This window comes from Herminiimonas sp., assembly GCF_030645555.1.
In the GTDB taxonomy this organism is placed as follows: Bacteria; Pseudomonadota; Gammaproteobacteria; order Burkholderiales; family Burkholderiaceae_D; genus Oxalicibacterium.
Genome location: NZ_JAUSME010000151.1, coordinates 1 through 21,425 on the forward strand (window position 1 = coordinate 1; position 21,425 = coordinate 21,425).

Genomic DNA, 21,425 nt, shown 5'->3' on the forward strand with positions numbered 1-21,425 from the left:
AGCGCGACAACACCCCCGCAGCCCAGCAAATCCCTGCAGAACTCCTGCGCAAGAAGAACAAAACCGCTGCAGAGTACCTCTGCGAACAAGTGACTGAAGCGGTCATCACCGTACCAGCCTATTTCAATGATGCACAACGTCAGGCAACCAAGGACGCTGGCCGTATCGCCGGTCTGGATGTCAAGCGCATCATCAATGAACCGACAGCGGCAGCGCTGGCGTTTGGCCTCGACAAGGGTGGCAAGGGCGACCGCAAGATCGCCGTGTACGATCTGGGCGGCGGCACCTTCGATATCTCCATCATCGAGATCGCTGACGTCGATGGCGAAATGCAGTTTGAAGTGTTGTCGACCAATGGCGACACCTTCCTCGGCGGTGAAGATTTCGATCAACGCATCATCGATTACATCATTGACGAATTCAAGAAAATCAATGGCCTCGACCTGAGCAAGGATGCGATTGCATTGCAACGCATCAAGGCATCGGCTGAGCGCGCAAAGATTGAACTGTCGTCGGCGCAACAAACTGAAATCAATGAGCCGTATATCGCGATGGCGAACGGCGCACCGGTTCACTTGAACCTGAAAATCACGCGTGCAAAACTGGAATCGCTGGTCGAGGAATTGATCAACAAAACCATTGCACCGCTGAGCATCGCGATCAAGGATGCCGGCGTCAAAGTGACCGACATCGACGACATCATCCTGGTCGGCGGCATGACACGTATGCCCAAGGTGCAAGAGAAAGTTAAGGAATTCTTTGGCAAGGAACCACGCAAGGACGTCAACCCTGATGAAGCGGTTGCAGTCGGTGCCGCAATTCAAGGTTCGGTCCTGTCCGGCGATCGTAAAGATCTGTTGTTGCTCGACGTTACGCCACTGTCACTCGGTATCGAAACCCTGGGCGGCGTGATGACGAAGATGATCCAGAAAAACACGACTATCCCGACCAAGTTCAGCCAGGTGTTTTCGACGGCCGACGACAATCAGCCTGCGGTGACCATCAAGGTCTTCCAGGGTGAGCGCGAAATGGCTGTGGGCAACAAGGCTCTGGGCGAATTCAATCTGGAAGGCATTCCACCGTCATCGCGCGGCACGCCGCAAATTGAAGTGACCTTCGATATCGACGCCAACGGCATCTTGCATGTAGGCGCGAAAGACAAGGCGACCGGCAAGGAAAACAAGATCACCATCAAGGCCAACTCCGGTTTGACCGAAGAAGAAATTCAAAAGATGGTGCAGGACGCCGAAGCCAATGCAGAAGAAGACAAACGCCTGAAGGAAGTCGCAGAAGCGCACAACCAGGGCGATGCGCTGGTGCATTCAACCCGCAAGTCCTTGACTGAATACGGCGACAAGCTGGAAGCTGGCGAGAAGGAAAAAATCGAAGTTGCGATCAAGGATCTGGAAGAAGCACTGAAAGGCAACGACAAAGCTGCCATCGATGAAAAATCAGCTGCCTTGTCAGCTGCTGCGCAAAAACTCGGCGAGAAAATGTATGCCGATATGCAAGCGCAGCAAGCTGCAGGCGCCGCGGCGGGTGACGCACATGCCGGCGATGCCGGTCATGCTGATGCCAAGGCGCAGCAGGACGACGTGGTTGATGCCGACTTTAAAGAAGTCAAAGACAAGTAATTTTTATTGGTCTGGCGGTGTATAGGCTGATGTAAAGCTGCTGAATGTTTCAAGTGTCATTATTCTTGAAGCCAGGCTGTTACTTTATTGATGGTTTTGCTCCGTGCAACCTCGCCGGGCCGTATGGTTATCAAAAACCATAGGCTCGGCGTTTTCGCTTAGATAGAACAGGGTGCCTAGAAGATGGCAAAACGTGATTTTTACGAAATTCTTGGTTTGGGCAAGAATGCGTCCGACGAAGAAATCAAGAAGGCGTATCGCAAGCTTGCAATGAAACACCATCCGGACCGCAATCCGGACAGCAAAGGCGCTGAAGATAAATTCAAGGAGGCGAAAGAAGCCTACGAGATGCTGTCGGATCCGCAAAAGCGCGAAGCCTATGATCGTTATGGTCACGCAGGCGTAGATCCGAACATGGGTGGCGGCGGAGGCGGCGGTGGTTTTGCCGATGCATTCGGCGATATCTTTGGCGACATTTTCGGTCAGGGCGGTGGCGCTCGTGGCGGACGTGCTGGTCCGCAAGTTTATCGCGGTGCCGATCTGCGCTACAACCTGGAAATCACGCTGGAACAAGCGGCGCACGGTTACGACACCACGATCCGTGTACCGTCCTGGGATAATTGTGAAACCTGCGAAGGCAGCGGTGCCAAGCCCGGCACCTCGCCGGTCACTTGCACGACCTGCGGCGGCCATGGCCAGGTCAGAATGCAGCAGGGCTTCTTCAGCGTCTTGCAAACCTGCGCGAAATGCCACGGCAGCGGCAAGGTCAATCCATCGCCTTGTACCGCATGTAACGGTGCCGGCAAGATCAAGCGCAACAAAACGCTGGAAGTCAAAATACCATCCGGTATCGATGACGGCATGCGCATACGTTCGTCCGGCAACGGCGAGCCGGGCATGAATGGCGGTCCGCCGGGCGATTTGTATGTGGAAATTCGCATCAAGCAACATCCGATGTTCCAGCGCGAAGGTGATGACCTGCACTGCGAAATTCCGATTTCGTTTGCCAAGGCAGCCCTGGGCGGTGAAATCGAGGTGCCAACCTTGAGCGGCAAGGCATCCTTCACGATTCCGGAAGGCACGCAGTCGGGCAAGACCTTCCGCCTGCGCAGCAAAGGGATCAAGGGTGTGCGCTCCGGTTATGCCGGCGATCTGTTCTGTCACGTCGTGGTGGAAACGCCGGTTACCCTGACCGAGAGGCAGAAGGAATTGCTGCGTGAATTCGAGTTGCTGACGATAGAAGGCGGCTCCAAACACAGTCCGCAAACAAAGTCGTGGAAAGACAAGGTCAAGGATTTTTTCGAGTAGAATATTCGCAGTCGTCTTACGGATTATTTCTTTTTATAAAACCGCTGATTTCACGATCCGCGGTTTTATTTTGCGCAAATACTTCAGCGTACGCATGCGATATAGCAGTACAAATTGAACCAGATAGTCTGAAGCTGATAGAAACAAATGACCAAAGAAAAAAAACAGGATTTCCCCCTAGAGCAGTTGTTTGACAATAATCGCCATTGGGCTGCGGCGAAAGTGACCCAGGATCCGGATTTCTTCGCCAAGCTTGCCGCCCAGCAGTCGCCTGAATATCTGTGGATAGGTTGTTCCGACAGCCGCGTTCCTGCCAATGACATCGTCGCCTTGCAGCCAGGTGAATTATTCGTGCACAGGAATATTGCCAACGTGGTCGCGCATTCCGATCTCAATTGCCTGTCGGTGCTGCAGTTTGCGATTGATGTACTGGGCGTGAAACACGTGATCGTGTGCGGTCATTATGGATGTTCGGGCGTGCACGCGGCGATGACGCGCCGGCGCGTCGGGCTGGCCGATAACTGGTTGCGGCATGTGCAGGATGTGCATCAAAAATACGGCCGTTACCTAGGCGATGCCTTGCCGACGCAGGCGCAGCATGACCGCTTGTGCGAACTCAATGTGATCGAGCAGGTGGCCAACGTCTGCCGTACCACTATCGTGCAGGATGCATGGGAGCGTGGCCAGGCCCTGACGATACATGGCTGGATCTACGGTTTGAAAGATGGTTTGCTGGGCGATCTGGGCGTGACGATAGATTGCGCCGATGCAGCAGATGAGAAGCTGAAAAACAGTTTTGCCAGATATGAGACGGAAGAGCATGCGTCTGGCCATGCTGCCGGCTGATGCCTGGATTGCATGCGCGGGCCTGCAATCTGTTCCATAATGTTTTTGTTTGACTAATACCAGCCTGGAGATGCGATGAAATGGGAAGGTAATCGCGAAAGCGACAATGTCGAAGACAGACGTGGCGGCGGTGGGTTCGGCGGCCGTTCCATCGGCATAGGTACTATCGTCATCGCCTTGCTCGGCTCTTATTTTTTCGGCGTCAGCCCGGCGACTATCATCAGTCTGCTCAGTGGTGGTCCGGTGCAACTGCAATCGCAGCAGTCGCCGGCGCAGCGTCCGCCGGCCGAGGATCAGATGGCCAGATTCGTTTCCACGGTATTGGCTGATACGGAAGATACGTGGGGACCGATTTTCCGCGACAGCGGTGCAACTTACATCAAGCCCAAACTGGTCTTGTTTACCGGTCAGACGCCGACGGCTTGCGGTACCGGCGATACGGCTTCAGGGCCTTTCTACTGTCCTGGCGATCAGAAAATCTATATCGACCTCGCGTTTTACCAAACCATGCGTGATCGCTTCCGCGTCTCGAGCGACTTTGCACAGGCATATGTGATCGCGCATGAAGTCGGACATCATGTACAGCACATCAGCGGCATCATGGACAAGGTCGATCAGGCGCGGCGCAGCGGATCGGAAAAACAGGCGAATGCGATTTCGGTCAAGCTGGAGTTGCAGGCAGATTGCTTTGCCGGCGTATGGGCATTCCACGCCGATCGCGCGCGCAGCATACTGGAAGAGGGTGATGTGGCAAGCGCATTGAAGGCAGCCAGTGCGATAGGCGACGATGCGTTGCAGCGGCAGTCGCAAGGCCATGTGGTGCCGGATTCATTTACGCATGGCACATCGGCACAGCGAGTGCGCTGGTTCCAGCGCGGCATACAGGGCGGTCAGTTAAACGACTGCAATACCTTCGCAGCGCGCCAGCTGTAAGTTGCATTTCTTTAGTCTCCGATCAATCGATGATCGGAGACAGTCATACTTTTAGAAGCAATGTTCCGGCGCCGGGAAAGTGCCATCCTTGACCTCGCGTATATAGGCGCGCACTGCGCCTTCTATGCTGGTCTGTCCTTCCATGAAGTTCTTCACGAAGCGCGCCTTCTTGCCCGGGAAGACGCCGATGAAATCATGCATCACCAGCACCTGGCCTGAGCAATCCGGGCCCGCGCCTATGCCTATTGTCGGCATTGTCAGCAGGTCGGTCACTTCCTTGCCGAGTCCGGCCGGGATCGCTTCCAGCACCAGCAGGGATGCGCCCGCTGCCTGCAAGGCCAGCGCATCGGCTTTCAATTGCTCCGCGCCTTCAGCCGTTTTTCCCTGTACCTTGTAGCCGCCGAAGCGGTGCACCGATTGCGGCGTCAATCCCAGATGCGCGCAGACCGGGATTTCACGCTCGACCAGAAAGCGCACGGTATCGACTACCCATGCACCGCCCTCGACTTTGACCATCTGCGCGCCAGCCTGGATCAGCTTGACTGCATTATGAAAGGCAGCTTCAGGCGTCGCATAGGAACCGAAGGGCATGTCGGCCAGCAGCAGCGCAGTCTTGTTGCCGCGTGCGACGCAGGCCGTGTGATAAGCCACCTCATCTATCGTCACCGGCAGGGTCGAATTGTGTCCCTGGCAAACCATGCCGAGCGAATCGCCGACCAGCAAGGTCTCCACGCCGCACATATCCATCAGCGAGGCAAAGCTGGCGTCGTAGGCGGTCAGCATCGTGATTTTTTCACCCTTGGCACGCAGCGCGAACAGGGCGGGTACGGTGACGGCCTTGCTGCGGCCGGCGGCTTCATTTTCCTGCAGATAGCTGGCCATACTTATTCTCCACGGCTAAAAAATTCACGCTTGCCACGCATGTTTTCGATACGCGTCAGCAGCAGTGCAAAATCTTCGTCATTATCTATCGGGTTCAAATGTTCGGTATTGACGATCAGCAAGGGTGCAGCCTCGTAATCGTAAAAAATGCGGCTGTAGCTTTCGCACAGGCGATGGATATACGGCTCGGAAATGCCGGCTTCCATAGCGATGCCGCGCTTCTTGATGCGGTCTATCAGCGTTTCCGGCTGTGCCTGCAGATAAATCACGAGGTCGGGCAAGGGTGCCTGCGGACGCAGATGATCGTACAGTTGCTGATACAGCGCCAGTTCGTCATCGCCCAGGGTCAGGCGCGCAAAGATGGGATCCTTGTCGAGCAGGAAGTCCGACACGATGCGGGCGTCGAACAAATCGGGTTGCGCCAGATCGCGTAACTGGTTCAGGCGCTGGAACAGGAAAAACATTTGCGTAGGCAGGGCATAGCGCGATGCGTCGCGATAGAATTTTTCCAGGAAAGGATTTTCTTCCGGCCGTTCCAGCAGTGTTTGTGCATTGAATTGCGCAGCCAGCTTGCCGGCCAGCGTGGTCTTGCCGGCACCGATGGCACCTTCGACGACGACGTATTTGTATTTTTCAAAATCCATAATGACTTTATCTACCGTTGGGGTTGCTCATGCTGCAATGGTGCACTGGAATTGCAGTCGAATTTTACTCAGGTTCAGGAACGGAAGATGAAATAAACGGCAGCCAGCAGACACAGCGCGGCCCACACATAATCCAGTTTGAACGGCTGATCCATGAAGATCACTGCGAACGGCACGAATACAGAGAGTGTAATCGCTTCCTGCATGATTTTCAGTTGCGCCAGGCTGAACTGCGTATAGCCGATGCGGTTGGCCGGCACTTGCAGCAGGTATTCAAACAGCGCGATGCCCCAGCTGATCAGGGCGGCGATCCACCATGGCTTGGAGGCGAGGCCCTTCAGATGACCATACCATGCGATCGTCATGAAGACGTTCGACAAAGTCAGCAAGCCTATGGTTTGAACGATTACGGGTATCTGCATGGCAGTCTGGGCAATAAAAATTTTGTATCTCGATGGCAGTGCTGGCCTGACCGCTCAGGCAAATTTCTGTATCGCCTGGTCTGCCACGCCCGGCACAAATTGATGTGCTGCGCCCTGGCCGGGAATATGGATGAAGGGATCGATTTGCAACAGCGGGATCAGCACGAATGCGCGCGACGTCATGCGCGGATGCGGCACCGTTAGCGTCGGCGAGGCGATGACTTGATCGCCGTACAGCAGCAGGTCGAGATCCAGCGTACGCGGCGCATTGAGGTAAGAACGTTCACGCCCGAAGTTTTGCTCCAGCGTCAGCAGGGCTGGCAGTAATTCTTCGGCGGATAAATCGGTGGCCACGCGTGCAACGGCATTGATGTAATCGTCGCCATCGGCATCGACAGGTGCGGTGCGAAACAGCGAGGATTGTCCGGTCACGTGGCTGGCAGGCAGTTGCTCCAGCGCCAGCAAGGCTTGCCGGACATTGCCGGCGGCATCGCCCAGATTCGAGCCTATGCCTATGTAGGCGATGATCTGCCTGCCTGTCATTCAGTTTTTCCCGGAGCGGCTGGATTGGCTGCACGGCTGCGGCTGCGACGGCGCGGGCGTTTTTTTGCCGGTCCTTCATTCGCAGCACCCGGTTTCTTGGCCAGCAGTTCTTCGCGACCCGCACCATCGGCATCGATGAAAGCGGTCCACCATTCGCCGATTTCGTTATCGATTTCGCCGGAGGCGCAACGCAGCAGCAGGAAATCGTAGCCGGCGCGCAGGCGCAGGTGCTCGAGCAATTTGTATGGCGACTTGCCGATGCGGCGCTCGAAGCGCGGCTGCATGGCCCAGATGTCGCGCATGTCGGAGGCGATCTTGCGTTGCAGCGCCAGCTTGTCGGTCTGCGTGTTCAACACGTCGTCGGCAGCCAGATGCAAGGCGGGGATAGGATATTCGCCGGCGGCCTGATATGCGGTCCATTTTTCCAGCACCTGGTGCCACAGCAGCGAGGCAAACAGGAAGCCGGGCGAAACCGGTTTGCCCTGCTTGACCCGGTCATCGGTACTGGCCAGCGCAAGACGGACGAACTTTTCACCCATAGGCTGTTCCAGCACGACGTCGAGCAGCGGCAACAAGCCGTGATGCAAGCCTTCCTTGCGCAATTGCTGCAGGCAGGCGAGCGCATGGCCGCTCATCAGCAGCTTGAGCATTTCATCGAACACGCGCGCCGCCGGCACATTGTTGATCAGCGGTGCCATGATGGCGATAGGCTCGCGCGTATCCTGCGCGATCGTGAAGTTGAGTTTGGCGGCGAAGCGCACCACGCGCAGCAGGCGCACCGGATCTTCGCGGAAGCGCGCTTCCGGCACGCCGATGATGCGCAGCGTCTTGTTGCGGATGTCGGCTATGCCGCCGTGATAATCGAGCACGGTTTGCGTGGCCGGATCGTAATACATCGCATTGATCGTGAAGTCGCGGCGCAATGCATCTTCATGCTGTTCGCCGAAGGTGTTGTCGCGCAGGACGCGGCCATGCTCATCCTTGGGCGCGCCATCCGACGAGGCGCCGCGGAAGGTCGTTACTTCCAGCAAATCCTGGCCGAACATCACATGCACGATCTGGAAGCGTTTGCCGATGATGAAGGCGCGGCGGAACAGGCGCTTGACCTGTTCCGGCGTCGCGTTGGTCGCGATATCGAAATCCTTGGGTTTGATGCCGAGCAGCAGATCGCGTACTGCACCGCCGACCAGGAAAGCCTTGAAGCCGGCTTGCTGCAGGGTGCTGGTGACACGGATCGCATTGGCTGACACCAGTTGCGGGTTGATGCCGTGCTGTTTCGCGGTCAGCGTGACAGGCTGCGTGTGATCGCCTGCTGTTTTTTTTGTGCCGAGGATGCGACGGATGAACTTTTTAATCATTGAATAGATTGATGATCGGCCAGCCGTGCGCTAGAGCGTGCGCAGTCAGCAAGGCGTTGGGGTTGGTTGCAATCGGGTCTGTGACGATGGAGAGCAAGGGAATATCGTTTTGCGAATCGCTGTAAAAAAAGCTGCGCTCGAAATCTGCCAGCGCCAGGCCGCGCGCCGCCAGCCAGGCCTTGGTATGCGTGATTTTACCCGCACCCGAGGTTGGTACGCCGACCAATTTTCCGGTCAAGCTGCCATCGTGGCTCAATTCCGGTTCTGCCGCGATCAGGTTCTCCACGCCCAGCGCGTGTGCAATCGGCGCGGTGACGAAGCGATTGGTGGCGGTGATGATGGCGACCAGATCGCCGGCATCCTGGTGTCTTTTCACCAGTTCGCGCGCCGCCGGCAGGATCACTGGTTCTATCACTTCCCGCATGTATGCCAGATGCCAGTCGTCGAGTTGCTGGCGCGAGAATTGCGACAGCGTCATCAAGGCAAATTCCAGGTACTCGACCGGGTCCAGCGTGCCTGCTTCGTATTGCGCATAAAAAGCCGCATTTTTTTCGGCAAAGGCGAGCGGCTCTACAGCGCCGGTGCGCGACAGGAATTGACCCCATTCATAGTCGGAGTCGAGCGGCAACAGCGTATGGTCCAGATCAAATAGTGCGAGATTCATGCGTGCTTCAGGTTCGTTGCAGTATGCAGTGTCATGGGAAATTTATTCGCTTTCGCGCTGCAACAGTTCGCGCAGCAACGGCAGCGTAATCGGTCGTTTTGTTTCCAGCGAATACTGATCAAGTGCATCCAGCATCGCCGATAAAGAGCGCATGTCGCGGGCAAAATGATTGAGCAGATAGGGTAACACGCCGGGTGACAGTGTCAGGCCGCGCGCCGCCGCAGCGTGCGTCAATGCCTCAATTTTTTCTTCATCGCTCAAGCCGTGCACCTGATAGATCAGGCCCCAGCCGAAACGGGTACGCAAATCTTCCCGCAGCTCCAGTGTTGCCGGCGCCACCATGCCGGCGGCTATCAGGCAGCCGCCCTGTTCGCGGACCTGGTTGAATAGCGCGAAGGCGGCGATTTGGGCCTCCGGCGTCAGCTTGTGGCTGTCGTCTATCAGGTAAAGCGTAGTCGATATTTGATATTCAAAGGCATCGGCTGATGCATCGCCGGGAATATAGCGCGCGTCAGCAGCGTCTGCCATCGCCCGCAACAGATGAGTTTTGCCGGCCCCAGCCTCGCCCCAGATATACACGAAACGCTCATCCAGTCCGCTGGGTTTGCCCTGCGCCAGGCGTTGCAACAGCTGGATCAGTTCCGCATTGGCGCCGCTCACAAACGATACTAGCGTTTGCGGTTTTTCAGCAGGTAAATCGAGTAACAACTGCCTCATGCTTGGTTCGTCATATCGTTTATAAAAATTGCAATTATTGCATCGAATCGAAACATGTCGACTGGCCGGGCTTTATCGTCAGCGTGATGCTGCATTTCAATTTATTTTGCTGGTTCAACAAAGAAAGTGAGATCAAATGGGGAGGAGAGGGAGCGATTTGATAAAATAGCGCTTTCACCGAATTATAGAGCCTGATTCATCTTGTTCATCCAGCACTTATCCTGATCGCCATGTTTATTGCGATTATGATCTGCTCCGGCTACAAGAATAAGATCAACAGGCCAGCCATCCCGGCCACAACCGTCATTTTACTGCCTCTGCCGCCAATTACATCATGAGTTCGACTTCCAATATTTCACTTTCCTACCGCGACGCCGGCGTTGATATCGATGCGGGCGATGCACTGGTCGAAGCGATCAAGCCGTTTGCCAAGCGCACGATGCGCGAAGGCGTGATGGGCGGCCTGGGCGGTTTTGGCGCCATGTTTGAAATCAGCAAGAAGTACAAGGAACCAGTCCTGGTATCCGGTACCGATGGCGTGGGTACCAAGCTGAAGCTGGCATTTGAATTGAACCGCCATGACACGGTCGGCATCGATCTGGTCGCGATGAGCGTCAACGATATCCTGGTGCAGGGCGCCGAACCGCTGTTTTTCCTCGATTACTTCGCCTGCGGCAAGCTTGATGTAGCTATCGCAACGGACGTGATCAAAGGCGTGGCCAAAGGTTGCGAGCAGGCCGGTTGCGCATTGATAGGCGGCGAAACTGCCGAAATGCCTAGCATGTATCCAGCCGGTGAATACGATCTGGCCGGTTTTGCAGTCGGCGCGGTTGAAAAATCAAAAATCATCGACGGCACCAAAATTGCTCCGGGCGACGTCATCTTGGGTCTGGCTTCGTCAGGGGCACATTCGAACGGTTACTCGCTGGTGCGCAAGATCATCTCGGTTGCCAAACCTGACTTGAATGCCGATTTCCATGGCCGCAAGCTGGCTGATGTGTTGATGGAACCTACCCGCATTTACGTCAAGCCTTTGCTGGCGCTGATGGCGTCCATGGAAGTCAAGGGCATGGTGCATATCACCGGCGGCGGTTTGGTCGAAAACATTCCACGCGTGTTGCAGCCGCATCTGATGGCCGTACTTGAGAGCAGTGCATGGGACATGCCGCCGCTGTTCAAGTGGTTGCAGCAGCACGGCGGTGTCGCCGATGCAGAAATGCACCGCGTCTTCAACTGCGGCATAGGCATGACCGTCATCGTGGCCAAGGAAAATGCAGATGCAGCGGTGGCGCAATTGCAGGCAGCTGGCGAAACCGTGATGCGCATAGGTGAAATTCGCGCACGTACTGAAGACCAGGCGCAAACGATCGTATTGTAAGTTGCTGTAAAACACACGCACGATAAAAAACGGCTGCAACGTGATTACGTTGCAGCCGTTTTTTATTTGTCCCGCTATTGCCGTGATCAGTGCTGCTTGTTGTTTCCTTCATCCTGCGCCAGCGTCTGCAGCGGCACCGGTGCGGCATTGAAATCGATGGCGAAGCCGGCCGGCGGTTGAATCCGCAGCGGCTGGTTTTTATTGCCGATGGACGACAAGACATTGCTGGTGGCATCCGGCGCGGCATTCCATATCGGATCGTCTATCCCTTCAAACACGGTTTTCAACTGCTTGGCCCAGGTATTGCGGATCATCTGGAAATACTGATTATTGTCATCGATGGTGACGAAGCGCGTGACAGCCAGCTTGTCGGTTTCATAGATCAGCAAATCCAGCGGCAAGCCGACTGAAATATTCGAGCGCAAGGTTGAATCCATCGAAATCAACGCGCACTTTGCCGCTTCATTCAACGGCGTATCGGGATTGACGATGCGGTCGATAATGGGTTTGCCGTATTTCGATTCGCCGATCTGGAAGTAAGTGTTTTCATCGTGCGATTCGATGAAATTGCCCGCCGAATACATCTGGAACAGGCGGCAGCGCTCGCCCTTGATCTGGCCGCCGAAGATCATGCTGACATTAAAATCGATGCCGAATTGATTCAGCGTTGTCGCATCGCGCTCGTGCACCATGCGGATCGCTTCGCCGACGACTTGTGCGGCTTCATACATCGAGTTTGCATTCCAGATGTTTTTCCCGGCTGCCGTTGTGTGTTCGGCAACAATCTGGCGCACCGATTGTGAAATCGACAAATTACCGGCGGTCATCAGCACCATCATGCGATCACCGGGCGCTTCGAAAACATTCATCTTGCGGAAGGTACCCACATGATCGACGCCGGCATTGGTTCTCGAATCCGAGAGAAAGACCAGTCCGGCATCCAGGCGCATCGCAACACAGTAAGTCATGGTGGGGAAAAGAAAAAGCAAAACGCGAATTTTACAGGAATCGGCATGCCGCTGCGGCTGACACGGAAGAAAACAAGAGCATGGTCTTTTACACAAAAACGGCGCCCGGCAGCCGCATTTCAGCGTTCACACTGCCAGCATCAACAGCGCTTATTGCGACAATGGCGTCACATTCACGCGTACATCCATAGACTCCATGCCGCCGCCGCGCCGTACGCCGCTGATGGGTGCAGCTGAATCGTAGTCGCGCGCAACCGCCAGCCGGCAATGCGCGTCGCTGGCAAATCCGGCATGCGTGACATCGATGCTGAGCCAGCCGGCGAAATCATTTTCTTCTACCCAGACATCGACCCAGGCATGACTTTCCGCATGGCCGGTACTGCCTGAGTCTATATAACCGGAGACGTAGCGCGTCGGGATGTTGCGTGTATGGCAGCAGGCGATGAATAGATGCGCATGATCCTGGCACACGCCCTGTCCCAGCAGTAGTGCGTCGTTGGCGGTCGTGGTCACGGCCGTTGCACCGCTTTGGTACATCACTGCACCGCAAATCGCTGCAGCCAGGTGCAGCAGATCGCTGCTCCGGCTGCCACGCAGGTTTTGTGCTGCAAAGGCGCGGATTGCTTCGCTGGCTTCGGTCAGGCGGGTCGTGACGGTAAATACCAGCGGCGACAGCGTGCCTCTTTCCTGCAGGCGCCCGCGATCCAGCGCTGCGACCTCGACTTCGCCGGCCACCACTATGCGTACCGCATCATGGTTGCCGGTGATCGTCAGCATGTGGCACAGATTGCCATAGGCATCGGCGAATGCATGGCGCTGGCCGGCAGTGTCTATATGCCATGACAGCATCTGCTGATGGGCTTCGACGCGCGGCGTCAGGCGCAATTGCTGGATCGTGTACGCCAGCGGCGACGTATAGCGATACAGCGTTTCATGGCGGATGGCGAGTCGCATCTAGGCTACCAGTGGGACCAGGAAATCGCTGCTGACGCGATTGCCCAGGTCAAATACATCTTCAAGAAATTCGGTCAGGTAATCATGCAAGCCGGCTTCCAGAATATCCTCAATACGGGCGAATTCCAGATCGGCATGCAGTTTCCCGGCGAAGCGCAGGGTATCGCTGGCGGCATCATTGCTGACATAACGCAGGTTGCGCAAGACTTCACTCAGGCATGCCAGCAGCGAGCGTGGCATGTCGGCGTTGAGCATCAGCAGATCGGCCACGCGCGCGGGAGTGATCGCATCGCGATAGACCTTGCGATAGATTTCAAACGCTGAAACCGAGCGCAGAATGGCGGCCCAGTAATAAAAGTCGCGCTGGTTTTCATTGCCGAGTTTTTCGCCGGATTGCATCGCGGCCCCGGCGCCGTGAAATTTCACATCGAGTATGCGCGCCGTATTGTCGGCCCGCTCCAGAAAGGTGCCGAGGCGGATGAAGTACAGCGCCTCATCCTGCAGCATGGTGCCGAAGGTGACGCCGCGCGACAGGTGCGAGCGATGCTTGACCCATTCGAAGAACTGGCTGGGGTCCTGTTCGAATTCGCTTTCCTTGAGCTGATGGGGCAGCTCCAGCCAGGTGGTATTGTGCGTTTCCCAGACTTCGGTGGTTAGTGTGCCGCGCACGGCGCGTGCATTTTCACGCGCCGCATGCAGGCAGGAGGCGATGGAAGATGCATGCGTGGTATCGCGCACCATGAAGTGCAGCACGTTTCTCGGCGTCAGCTTGGCGTGTTTTTCATCAAAAGCTTCCTGCAACTCGGAGATCCCGAGCGTGGCGCGCCAGCTTTGTTCGGCAGCGCGGGCCGATTGCGGCAGCAGGGCAGTCTGGACATTCACGTCCAGCATGCGTGCGGTATTTTCGGCGCGCTCGGTGTAGCGCGCCATCCAGAACAGGTGATCGGCGGTGCGGCTGAGCATTTAATTCTCCAGTATCCAGGTGTCTTTGGTGCCGCCGCCCTGGGATGAGTTCACCACCAGCGAGCCTTCCTTCAAAGCCACGCGCGTCAGGCCGCCAGGCACCATGGAGATCGTCTTGCCGGACAGGACAAAAGGGCGCAAATCGATATGGCGCGGTGCGATGCCGGATTCCACAAAGGTCGGGCAGGCCGACAGGGCCAGCGTCGGCTGCGCGATGTAGCCATCGGGCCGCGCGATGATGCGCTGGCGAAAATCCTCTATCTCGGCCTTGCTCGATGCCGGCCCGACCAGCATGCCGTAGCCGCCCGCGCCGTGCACTTCCTTGACGACCAGCGCCGGCAGATTCGCCAGCACATAAGACAGTTCGTCTTTCTTGCGGCATTGATAGGTAGGCACGTTATTCAGGATGGGTTCTTCCGACAGGTAAAAGCGGATCATGTCGGGCACGTAGGGATAGATCGATTTGTCGTCGGCCACGCCGGTGCCGATCGCGTTGGCCAGCGTGACACGGCCGGCGCGATACACGGACAGCAGGCCCGGCACACCGAGGGTGGAGTCGGCGCGGAAGGCCAGCGGGTCCATATAGTCATCGTCGATGCGGCGATAAATCACGTCGACGCGTTTCGGCCCGCGCGTGGTGCGCATGTACACCGCATTGTCGTTGACGAACAGGTCCTGGCCTTCGACCAGTTCCACCCCCATTTGCTGTGCGAGGAAGGCGTGTTCGAAGTAGGCCGAGTTGTACATGCCCGGCGTCATCACGACGACGGTAGGATCGGTGACGCCGACCGGCGCCACCGAGCGCAGGTTGTCCAGCAACATGTCCGGATAGTGGTCGACCGGGGCAATTTGATGACGTGCAAACAGCTCCGGGAACAGCCGCATCATCATCTTGCGGTCTTCCAGCATGTAAGAAACGCCAGACGGTACACGTAAATTATCCTCGAGTACGTAAAACTCGCCCTGGCCTGCGCGCACGATATCGACGCCGGCTATGTGTGCATAAATGTCTGAAGCAACGGAAATGCCCTGCATTTCCGGGCGGTATTGCGCGTTGCGGAAAATCTGTTCCGGCGGCACGATGCCGGCCTTGACGATATTCTGGTCGTGATAAATATCGTGGATGAACATGTTGAGCGTGCGCACGCGCTGCACCAGTCCGGCTTCCATCTGCGCCCACTCTGCTGCTGTGATAATGCGCGGCACGATGTCGAATGGAATCACGCGCTCGGTGCCGGCTTCATTGCCGTATACGGCAAAGGTAATGCCGACGCGGCGGAAGATCAGGTCGGCTTCAGCCCGTTTGCGGGCAACCGTTTCCGGCGCCTGGGTGGCAAGCCAGGCTTCAAACTCGCGGTAATGGTCACGAACATTGTCCGTGCCGCCGGCATACATCTCGTCGAAAAAATTGGGCATGGCGTCGCATTTTCTTTATTCAGGGAGATGGTGCTTAATACCTATCAAGAAATATGCCAGCCCCTTGCCCATGAGCGATCAAGGCGAGCGCAGATGCCTGAGCAAGTCTTCCGTTCTCTGATCCGGCGCCGGCGTCAGCAGGCTGACGATGATGATACCCAGCATGCCGGCCGGTACGCCAAATACGCCGGCCGAGATGGGGGCGATATGAAACCATTGCGCAGCCGCCGAGCCACCCAGCGTGGGATGGGTGGTGAGCATGTAATACGCGCATACGGCAAAGCCGATCAACATGCCGGCGATGGCGCCTTGCTGGTTGGCGCGCTTCCAGATCACGCCCAGCGCCAGTGCCGGGAACAGCGCCGATGCCGCCAGCGAAAATGCGGCACCGACCAGCGACAGGATATCGCCCGGTTTCAGCGAGGCAGCGTAGGCGGCCACCAGCGCCACCATCAGCAACAATAATTTGGACACGGTGACGCGCTTTTGCGTCGAGGCAGTCGGGTCAACAGTCTTGTAATAGATATCGTGCGACAGTGCATTGGAGATGGTCAGCAGCAAACCGTCGGCGGTCGACAAGGCTGCCGCCAGCCCACCTGCTGCTATCAGGCCGGAGATGACATAGGGCAGGCCGGCGATTTCCGGCGTGGCTAGCACCACGATGTCGACATCCATCACGATTTCCGCCAGTTGCACGATGCCATCCCGATTGATGTCGTTGATGCTGACCAGCGGATGTATCTTGTCTATGTTGGCCCAGTAGGAAACCCATTCAGGCAATTTGGAAAAGTCGCTGCCGACCAGCGATGTATAGATGTCGTATTTGACCAGCACTGCCAGCGCCGGGATCGTGATGTACAGCGCCATGATGAAAAACAGCGTCCAGAATACCGAGTCGCGCGTTTCCTTGACCGACGAGGTGGTGTAGTAGCGCACCAGTACATGCGGCAAGGCTGCCGTGCCCAGCATCAGGCAAAACACCAGCGCCATGAAATTGTTGCGCTTGATAGCCGATGCCGCCTCATCTTCGCCGGGGAAGGGTTCGGTATGCCGGGTTGGCGGTTTCGCCAGTTCCAGATTGGCAGCCCGTTCTTCTGTCCATTTGAGTTCGGCTTCTTCGGCATCTTTCGGATAGGTGGCCAGCTCTCGTCCGGTTTGCTTGATGTCAAGCAGCGCGGCATTGCCCATCTTGAGTGCTTCCAGATTGTGCTGGATTTCGGCGCGCCCGCTTTCCCATGATTCGGGCAGCGTCTTCAGTTTCTCATCCAGATCCTGTGCGCGCTGGTGGAAGATGGCGCGTACTTCCTTTTCCTTCGGATCATTGATCAAGACGTTTTCACGCTCGCCCAGCTTGGCGATCGCCGAGCCGTATGCGATAGGCGGCACCGGTATGTTGGTGTGCTTGACCGACAGCCACATCACCGGAATCATGTAGGCAATGATCAGGATGATGTATTGCGCCACCTGCGTCCATGTGACCGCGCGCATGCCGCCGAGGAAGGAGCACACCAGTATGCTGGCCAGGCCGAGGAAAATGCCGACTGAAAAATCGACGCCGGTGAAGCGTGAGGTGATCAGGCCGACGCCGTAAATCTGCGCCACGACATAGGTAAAGGAGACGATGATGGTGGCGACCACGGCAATGATGCGCACCACGTTATCGCTGTATTTTCCGCTGTAACGCGCAGTCAGGTAATCCGGGATCGTGTACTGGCCGAACTTGCGCAGGAAGGGCGCAATCAGCAGCGCAACCAGCACGAAGCCGCCGGTCCAGCCCATGATGTAAGCCAGCCCGTCAAAGCCCCACAGGTACAAGCCGCCGGCCAGGCTGATAAAACTGGCAGCTGAAACCCAGTCGGCCGCAGTGGCCATGCCGTTGAAGAATGCCGGCACGCGCCGGCCCGCCACATAATATTCCAGCATGTTCGAGGTGCGGTTGATCACCCCTATCGTGGCGTACAGCACGATGGTCGAAAACATGAAGACATAGCCTATCCATACGCGCGGAAAACCTTCGTGTTCGAGGATCGCGACGGCAAACAGGAATAGCACAAAGCCGACTGTAAACAGTACGTAATAGCGCATCAGGCGACGGAAGAATGCCTTAGTTTGCATGCTCGCTGCCGTCCTCGTCACGTTGGTAGATTTTATCCAGATAGCGCATGCGCAAGGCGTAGGCGGCGATGATCGCCACATAAATCAGTATGCTGCCCTGCGCTGCCATGAAGAATGGTATCGGCCAGCCAAACAGCGTGTAGGCAGACAGGGAGCGAGCAAAGAAAATGGCGGCAAAGGTGACAATGAACCAGATCAGCAGCAGCCACAGCGTCATGCGCCTGGTGCTTTTCCAGTAGGTGGCGGCGGCATCAGAGCCCTGTTTTTCTATCTCTGCAGGCATATCAAATACTGTCATCGGAAAATGGCACAGCTTGCGCCAGATGCAAGGCCACGCGCATCAGGCAACCGGGAAATTTCGGATCCCTGCAATGCGGATTATTGAGTATCTCGACTTCGGCATCGTGCTGCTGCGCGATTTCACGCACGATGGCCAGACCCAGGCCGCTGCCTTCGACATTGGTGCCGAGGATGCGGTAAAAGCGCTCGAATATGTGCGCACGTTCATGCGGCGCGATGCCCGGGCCATTGTCTTCAACTTCCAGGAACGCCAGCTGGCTTTTTTCATCGACGCGCACGCGCACGGTCGCGTTGCCGCCCGCAGGTGTGTAGCTGAGCGCATTGTCGATCAGATTGCTCAACAGTTCATGCAGCATCGTGGCGTCGCCGCTGACCATCACCGGTTCATCCGGCTGTTCCAGGCCGAGATCGATTTTCCGGTTGAAGGAAGCCGGGATCCAGCCCTGTACCGTGTCGCGCGCCAGTTCGGACAGATCGAGCACTTGCATGGGCTGGGTTGCCGGCGCCTGGTTTTCCGCGCGTGCCAGCGCGAGTAATTGATTCACCATGCGGGTGGCGGATTTCGAGCTTTTTGTCAGTTGTTCCAGCGACTTGTAGATTTCCGTCTGGTCGGTTTGACGCAATGCCAGTTCGGATTGCATGCGCATGCCGGCCAGCGGCGTCTTCATCTGGTGAGCGGCATCGGCGATGAAACGTTTTTGTATCTTGAGGCTTTGCGAGAGACGCTCCAGCATTTCATTGAGCGATGCGACCAGCGGCAGGATTTCTTCCGGCACGTGGCCCGAATCGATAGGGCTCAAATCATCCGGGCGCCGGGCCCGTATGCGTTGCTGCAATTCGGCGAGTGGGCGCAAGCCGCGCGTCAGGGCAAACCAGACCAGCACCAGCGCAATCGGCAGGATGATGAATTCCGGCACGATCACGCCCTTGATGATTTGATTGACCAGTTGCGAGCGCTTGTCCAGGGTTTCGCCGACCTGCACCAGTGCCAGGCGCGGCTCCATGCTCAGTTGCGGACCGACTTGCGTCTTGTGCAAATCGACATAAGTGTAGGCGATGCGTACTTCGGCATTGCGTATGAAGTCATAGCGGAATTGCGTCGACCATGAGGGCGGTATTTCGGCATCTTTCGGCAGCGGCATTTCCGGATCACCTTCAACCAGCGCGCCGTGTGCATCGAGAATTTGATAATAGATAGTGTCGATGTCGTCCGCATGCAGGATGTCCTTGGCCGGCCCGCTCAGGCGCGTGACGACTTTGCCATCCACTTCCTTGACTTGTTGGGCGACGATCGTGACCTTGTCGTCGAGCGCGCGATCGAATGGTTCGTTCGCAATCGATTTGGCAACGAGGTAAGTGACCGCTATGCTGAGCGGCCACAGCAAGAGCAAGGGCACCAGCATCCAGTCCAGTATCTCGCCGAACAAGGAGCGTTGCGTGTGTTCTTCTGGTTGCGGCACGGTGCCTGGATTCGATGCCTCGGCATCGACGGCAGCTGCATGCAGTCGGTGGGTGTCGGGCATTGCCGGATCAGCCTGGTGGCGCGATCGTGGTGGGAGCCGGCTCGGAGAATTTTTCGAGGCAGTAGCCGAGGCCGCGGACGGTGGCGATGCGCAAGCCGCCGATTTCTATTTTCTTGCGCAAGCGATGGACGTAGACTTCGATCGCATTATTGCTGACTTCTTCACTCCATTCGCACAGGTGATCGACCAGTTGCTCCTTCGATACCAGGCGGCCGCTACGTTGCAGCAGAACTTCCAGCAAGCCGAGTTCGCGCGCCGACAAGTCGAGCATTTGATCATTGATGTAGGCGATACGGCCGACTTGATCATAGGACAGTGGTCCGTGCTTGATGATGGTCGGGCCGCCGCCTGCGCCGCGCCGCGTGAGTGCGCGTACGCGTGCTTCCAGCTCGGATAGCGCAAACGGTTTCGCCATGAAGTCATCGGCCCCCAGATCCAGTGCCTTGACGCGTTGTTCTATCGAATCGCCAGCGGTCAAAATCAGTACAGGCAAATGCGAATTGCGCGCGCGCAAGCGTTGCAGTACTTCGAGACCTGACATTTTGGGCAAGCCCAGATCGAGTATCAGCAAATCAAAGTCTTGCGTAGACAAGACTGAATCGGCTTCCAGACCATTTTTAACGCAATCGGTCACATAACCGGACTGGCGCAGGGAACGCGTCAAGCCATCGGCCAGTACACTATCGTCTTCGGCAAGCAAAATACGCATGGGGGTAGGGGGAGGGGAAGGGGGCTGTAGTCTATTGGGTTTCGCCAGCAGCGGCAAGACAAGTGTTGATCATGTTTTGTACGGCGTTACGTGCGCATGCTGGCAGATGATCACGGCTGCCGTGCGACAGGAGCAAGTTGAACCGCTTGCTGCGACAGCGCATCCGCGGCGGCATTTTTCCTGCGCGGAATCCAGATCAGGCTGACGTCGGCCAGTCGGGCCAGCAACAGTCTTGCCTGCAGGCGCTGGGCGCTCAATATGGCGGCGCCCTCGTTTTCAGTTTGCACATCGTCTATCACGACCCGGCTGTCGCCATAGATCACCAGCTTGCTAGCTCGCGCCTCGACTGCCACCTGCAGAACCGCGATCAGCGCGATGTATTCCGCCATGCTGCTATCGCCCTGACCCGCAGCGTAGCTGATGGTTGTCACGCCGCCATCAGGATTTTTGAGCAATCCGCCTATCCCCATTTTGCCGGGATTCGGATGGGTGGCGCCATCGAACCAGGCCAGCCAGGCAGTCGGATCCGGTTGCGCTGCGGCGATTTTGTGTGCCTGCGCATCTATCCTGGCTTGCTTGCGTATGGCTATCCTGGTCGCAGCGTTTTCTTTTTCCCGCTTGCGTGCAGCGATCAAGTCGCCCAGAGAACCCTTGCCAGCCGCCGCTTCCAGTGTTTGCTGCAACGCAGCTTCTGCCGACAGGCCCAGGCTTTTTGCCAGTTTGCGGCTGCTTGCAAGTTCTTTCCTGTGTGCAATTTCGAATAAATTTTCCGGGATGTTCATGCAAGAGTAAGGAGAGAGGCCATAAAGATAGTGCATCTTACGTGGATATTGCTCTACGGCTGTCATTGCGCTCTGATGAGACGACAGCAAGGCAGGCATGGGTAGTTTAAGAGTGGCGTATGGCTGTCGATGTTCATTTAAGTCTGAATTCGAATTTCAACCAAATCAATGACATACAACTTGCCTGCCAAGCTAAGTTTGAACAAAGTATTCAGTTAAACGTGAATTCCTACGGGTTTTTTTCATTTAAAGCTGAATTCCTCGAGTTTCATTGTCGGAGTGCTCATTCAGACCTAGTCCTCAATCCTCAAACGACAACTGCCCTGGATTTTTAGGTGCCTCGTCAGGAAGTTATGGGAAAAGAAG

At 56.6% G+C, this 21,425-nt stretch carries 21 protein-coding genes; 5 read left to right on the forward strand and 16 right to left on the reverse strand.

Annotated features, from left to right (window positions below; genetic code table 11):
- The 4 genes from dnaK to Q7T06_RS06095 form a co-directional block, all read left to right on the forward strand.
- Positions 1–1,634: molecular chaperone DnaK (gene dnaK, locus Q7T06_RS06080; RefSeq protein WP_304781906.1), on the forward strand; the 1,634-nt coding region annotated here is incomplete at its 5' end.
- Between the two features lie 183 nt (positions 1,635–1,817).
- Positions 1,818–2,942, forward strand: a complete 1,125-nt coding sequence (dnaJ, locus tag Q7T06_RS06085; RefSeq protein ID WP_304781909.1) for a molecular chaperone DnaJ — start codon at positions 1,818–1,820, stop codon at positions 2,940–2,942.
- Between the two features lie 147 nt (positions 2,943–3,089).
- Complete coding sequence (gene can, locus Q7T06_RS06090) at positions 3,090–3,788, forward strand: carbonate dehydratase (protein ID WP_304781912.1); 699 nt, start codon at positions 3,090–3,092, stop codon at positions 3,786–3,788.
- Between the two features lie 75 nt (positions 3,789–3,863).
- Entirely contained in the window at positions 3,864–4,721 is an 858-nt protein-coding gene (locus Q7T06_RS06095) for a neutral zinc metallopeptidase (protein WP_304781915.1), read from the forward strand.
- 51 nt (positions 4,722–4,772) lie between these two features.
- On the opposite strand, the gene panB is transcribed toward Q7T06_RS06095, so the two are convergent.
- From panB to hda, 7 genes are all read right to left on the reverse strand, one after another.
- On the reverse strand, positions 4,773–5,603 hold the full coding sequence (gene panB, locus Q7T06_RS06100) for a 3-methyl-2-oxobutanoate hydroxymethyltransferase (RefSeq protein WP_304781918.1): 831 nt from the start codon (positions 5,601–5,603) through the stop codon (positions 4,773–4,775).
- Positions 5,604–5,605: 2 nt separating this feature from the next.
- Positions 5,606–6,247: a deoxynucleoside kinase gene (locus Q7T06_RS06105; protein ID WP_304781921.1), complete on the reverse strand. Its 642-nt coding sequence runs from the start codon at positions 6,245–6,247 to the stop codon at positions 5,606–5,608.
- 74 nt (positions 6,248–6,321) lie between these two features.
- Complete coding sequence (locus Q7T06_RS06110) at positions 6,322–6,669, reverse strand: DMT family protein (RefSeq protein ID WP_304781925.1); 348 nt, start codon at positions 6,667–6,669, stop codon at positions 6,322–6,324.
- A 54-nt stretch (positions 6,670–6,723) separates the two neighbouring features.
- The gene (gene folK / locus Q7T06_RS06115; RefSeq protein WP_304781928.1) at positions 6,724–7,212 is read right to left on the reverse strand and encodes a 2-amino-4-hydroxy-6-hydroxymethyldihydropteridine diphosphokinase; all 489 of its coding nucleotides are present in this window, start codon (positions 7,210–7,212) and stop codon (positions 6,724–6,726) included.
- Complete coding sequence (gene pcnB, locus Q7T06_RS06120; RefSeq protein WP_304781931.1) at positions 7,209–8,570, reverse strand: polynucleotide adenylyltransferase PcnB; 1,362 nt, start codon at positions 8,568–8,570, stop codon at positions 7,209–7,211. The genes folK and pcnB overlap by 4 nt, the downstream gene beginning before the upstream one ends.
- Entirely contained in the window at positions 8,563–9,234 is a 672-nt protein-coding gene (locus Q7T06_RS06125; RefSeq protein WP_304781934.1) for an HAD family phosphatase, read from the reverse strand. Before Q7T06_RS06125 ends, pcnB begins: the two co-directional genes overlap by 8 nt.
- 42 nt (positions 9,235–9,276) lie before the next feature.
- Positions 9,277–9,951, reverse strand: coding sequence for a DnaA regulatory inactivator Hda (gene hda / locus Q7T06_RS06130; protein WP_304781937.1), 675 nt, complete (start codon positions 9,949–9,951; stop codon positions 9,277–9,279).
- Between the two features lie 334 nt (positions 9,952–10,285).
- On the opposite strand from hda, the gene purM reads away from it, so the two are divergent.
- Positions 10,286–11,329 carry a phosphoribosylformylglycinamidine cyclo-ligase gene (gene purM, locus Q7T06_RS06135; protein WP_304781939.1) on the forward strand — a complete coding sequence of 348 codons (1,044 nt, stop codon included), beginning with the start codon at positions 10,286–10,288 and terminating at the stop codon, positions 11,327–11,329.
- A gap of 86 nt (positions 11,330–11,415) precedes the next feature.
- Here purM and Q7T06_RS06140 read toward each other — a convergent pair whose 3' ends face one another.
- The 9 genes from Q7T06_RS06140 to Q7T06_RS06180 all read right to left on the reverse strand — a co-directional run bounded on the left by Q7T06_RS06140 (position 11,416) and on the right by Q7T06_RS06180 (position 21,125).
- A complete protein-coding gene (locus tag Q7T06_RS06140; RefSeq protein ID WP_304781943.1) occupies positions 11,416–12,297 on the reverse strand; it encodes a proteasome-type protease in 882 nt (293 codons plus the stop codon).
- Positions 12,298–12,447: 150 nt separating this feature from the next.
- Complete coding sequence (locus Q7T06_RS06145) at positions 12,448–13,251, reverse strand: transglutaminase family protein (RefSeq protein ID WP_304781946.1); 804 nt, start codon at positions 13,249–13,251, stop codon at positions 12,448–12,450.
- Positions 13,252–14,214, reverse strand: a complete 963-nt coding sequence (locus tag Q7T06_RS06150; protein WP_304781949.1) for an alpha-E domain-containing protein — start codon at positions 14,212–14,214, stop codon at positions 13,252–13,254. It lies immediately after the preceding gene.
- A complete protein-coding gene (locus Q7T06_RS06155) occupies positions 14,215–15,630 on the reverse strand; it encodes a circularly permuted type 2 ATP-grasp protein (RefSeq protein ID WP_304781952.1) in 1,416 nt (471 codons plus the stop codon).
- Positions 15,631–15,708: 78 nt separating this feature from the next.
- Positions 15,709–17,745, reverse strand: coding sequence for a sodium:solute symporter family protein (locus Q7T06_RS06160; protein ID WP_304781955.1), 2,037 nt, complete (start codon positions 17,743–17,745; stop codon positions 15,709–15,711).
- Positions 17,735–18,043, reverse strand: a complete 309-nt coding sequence (locus Q7T06_RS06165; protein WP_304781959.1) for a DUF4212 domain-containing protein — start codon at positions 18,041–18,043, stop codon at positions 17,735–17,737. The genes Q7T06_RS06160 and Q7T06_RS06165 overlap by 11 nt, the downstream gene beginning before the upstream one ends.
- Entirely contained in the window at positions 18,030–19,568 is a 1,539-nt protein-coding gene (locus Q7T06_RS06170) for a sensor histidine kinase (RefSeq protein WP_304781962.1), read from the reverse strand. Before Q7T06_RS06170 ends, Q7T06_RS06165 begins: the two co-directional genes overlap by 14 nt.
- A 7-nt stretch (positions 19,569–19,575) precedes the next feature.
- Positions 19,576–20,277 carry a response regulator transcription factor gene (locus Q7T06_RS06175; RefSeq protein WP_304781967.1) on the reverse strand — a complete coding sequence of 234 codons (702 nt, stop codon included), beginning with the start codon at positions 20,275–20,277 and terminating at the stop codon, positions 19,576–19,578.
- 110 nt (positions 20,278–20,387) lie between these two features.
- Positions 20,388–21,125: a ribonuclease HI family protein gene (locus tag Q7T06_RS06180; protein WP_304781970.1), complete on the reverse strand. Its 738-nt coding sequence runs from the start codon at positions 21,123–21,125 to the stop codon at positions 20,388–20,390.
- Positions 21,126–21,425 lie beyond the last annotated feature (300 nt).

Bases quoted from the DNA above. Each gene is read 5' to 3' on its own strand.
- Q7T06_RS06140 (WP_304781943.1), bottom strand. From the start codon at position 12,297: ATGACTTACTGTGTTGCGATGCGCCTGGATGCCGGACTGGTCTTTCTC.
- Q7T06_RS06170 (WP_304781962.1), bottom strand. From the start codon at position 19,568: ATGCCCGACACCCACCGACTGCATGCAGCTGCCGTCGATGCCGAGGCA.
- dnaJ (WP_304781909.1), top strand. From the start codon at position 1,818: ATGGCAAAACGTGATTTTTACGAAATTCTTGGTTTGGGCAAGAATGCG.
- panB (WP_304781918.1), bottom strand. From the start codon at position 5,603: ATGGCCAGCTATCTGCAGGAAAATGAAGCCGCCGGCCGCAGCAAGGCC.
- pcnB (WP_304781931.1), bottom strand. From the start codon at position 8,570: ATGATTAAAAAGTTCATCCGTCGCATCCTCGGCACAAAAAAAACAGCA.
- Q7T06_RS06105 (WP_304781921.1), bottom strand. From the start codon at position 6,247: ATGGATTTTGAAAAATACAAATACGTCGTCGTCGAAGGTGCCATCGGT.
- can (WP_304781912.1), top strand. From the start codon at position 3,090: ATGACCAAAGAAAAAAAACAGGATTTCCCCCTAGAGCAGTTGTTTGAC.
- Q7T06_RS06160 (WP_304781955.1), bottom strand. From the start codon at position 17,745: ATGCAAACTAAGGCATTCTTCCGTCGCCTGATGCGCTATTACGTACTG.
- hda (WP_304781937.1), bottom strand. From the start codon at position 9,951: ATGAGGCAGTTGTTACTCGATTTACCTGCTGAAAAACCGCAAACGCTA.
- Q7T06_RS06165 (WP_304781959.1), bottom strand. From the start codon at position 18,043: ATGACAGTATTTGATATGCCTGCAGAGATAGAAAAACAGGGCTCTGAT.
- Q7T06_RS06125 (WP_304781934.1), bottom strand. From the start codon at position 9,234: ATGAATCTCGCACTATTTGATCTGGACCATACGCTGTTGCCGCTCGAC.
- Q7T06_RS06110 (WP_304781925.1), bottom strand. From the start codon at position 6,669: ATGCAGATACCCGTAATCGTTCAAACCATAGGCTTGCTGACTTTGTCG.
- Q7T06_RS06180 (WP_304781970.1), bottom strand. From the start codon at position 21,125: ATGACAGCCGTAGAGCAATATCCACGTAAGATGCACTATCTTTATGGC.
- Q7T06_RS06175 (WP_304781967.1), bottom strand. From the start codon at position 20,277: ATGCGTATTTTGCTTGCCGAAGACGATAGTGTACTGGCCGATGGCTTG.
- Q7T06_RS06095 (WP_304781915.1), top strand. From the start codon at position 3,864: ATGAAATGGGAAGGTAATCGCGAAAGCGACAATGTCGAAGACAGACGT.
- purM (WP_304781939.1), top strand. From the start codon at position 10,286: ATGAGTTCGACTTCCAATATTTCACTTTCCTACCGCGACGCCGGCGTT.
- Q7T06_RS06150 (WP_304781949.1), bottom strand. From the start codon at position 14,214: ATGCTCAGCCGCACCGCCGATCACCTGTTCTGGATGGCGCGCTACACC.
- folK (WP_304781928.1), bottom strand. From the start codon at position 7,212: ATGACAGGCAGGCAGATCATCGCCTACATAGGCATAGGCTCGAATCTG.
- Q7T06_RS06155 (WP_304781952.1), bottom strand. From the start codon at position 15,630: ATGCCCAATTTTTTCGACGAGATGTATGCCGGCGGCACGGACAATGTT.
- Q7T06_RS06145 (WP_304781946.1), bottom strand. From the start codon at position 13,251: ATGCGACTCGCCATCCGCCATGAAACGCTGTATCGCTATACGTCGCCG.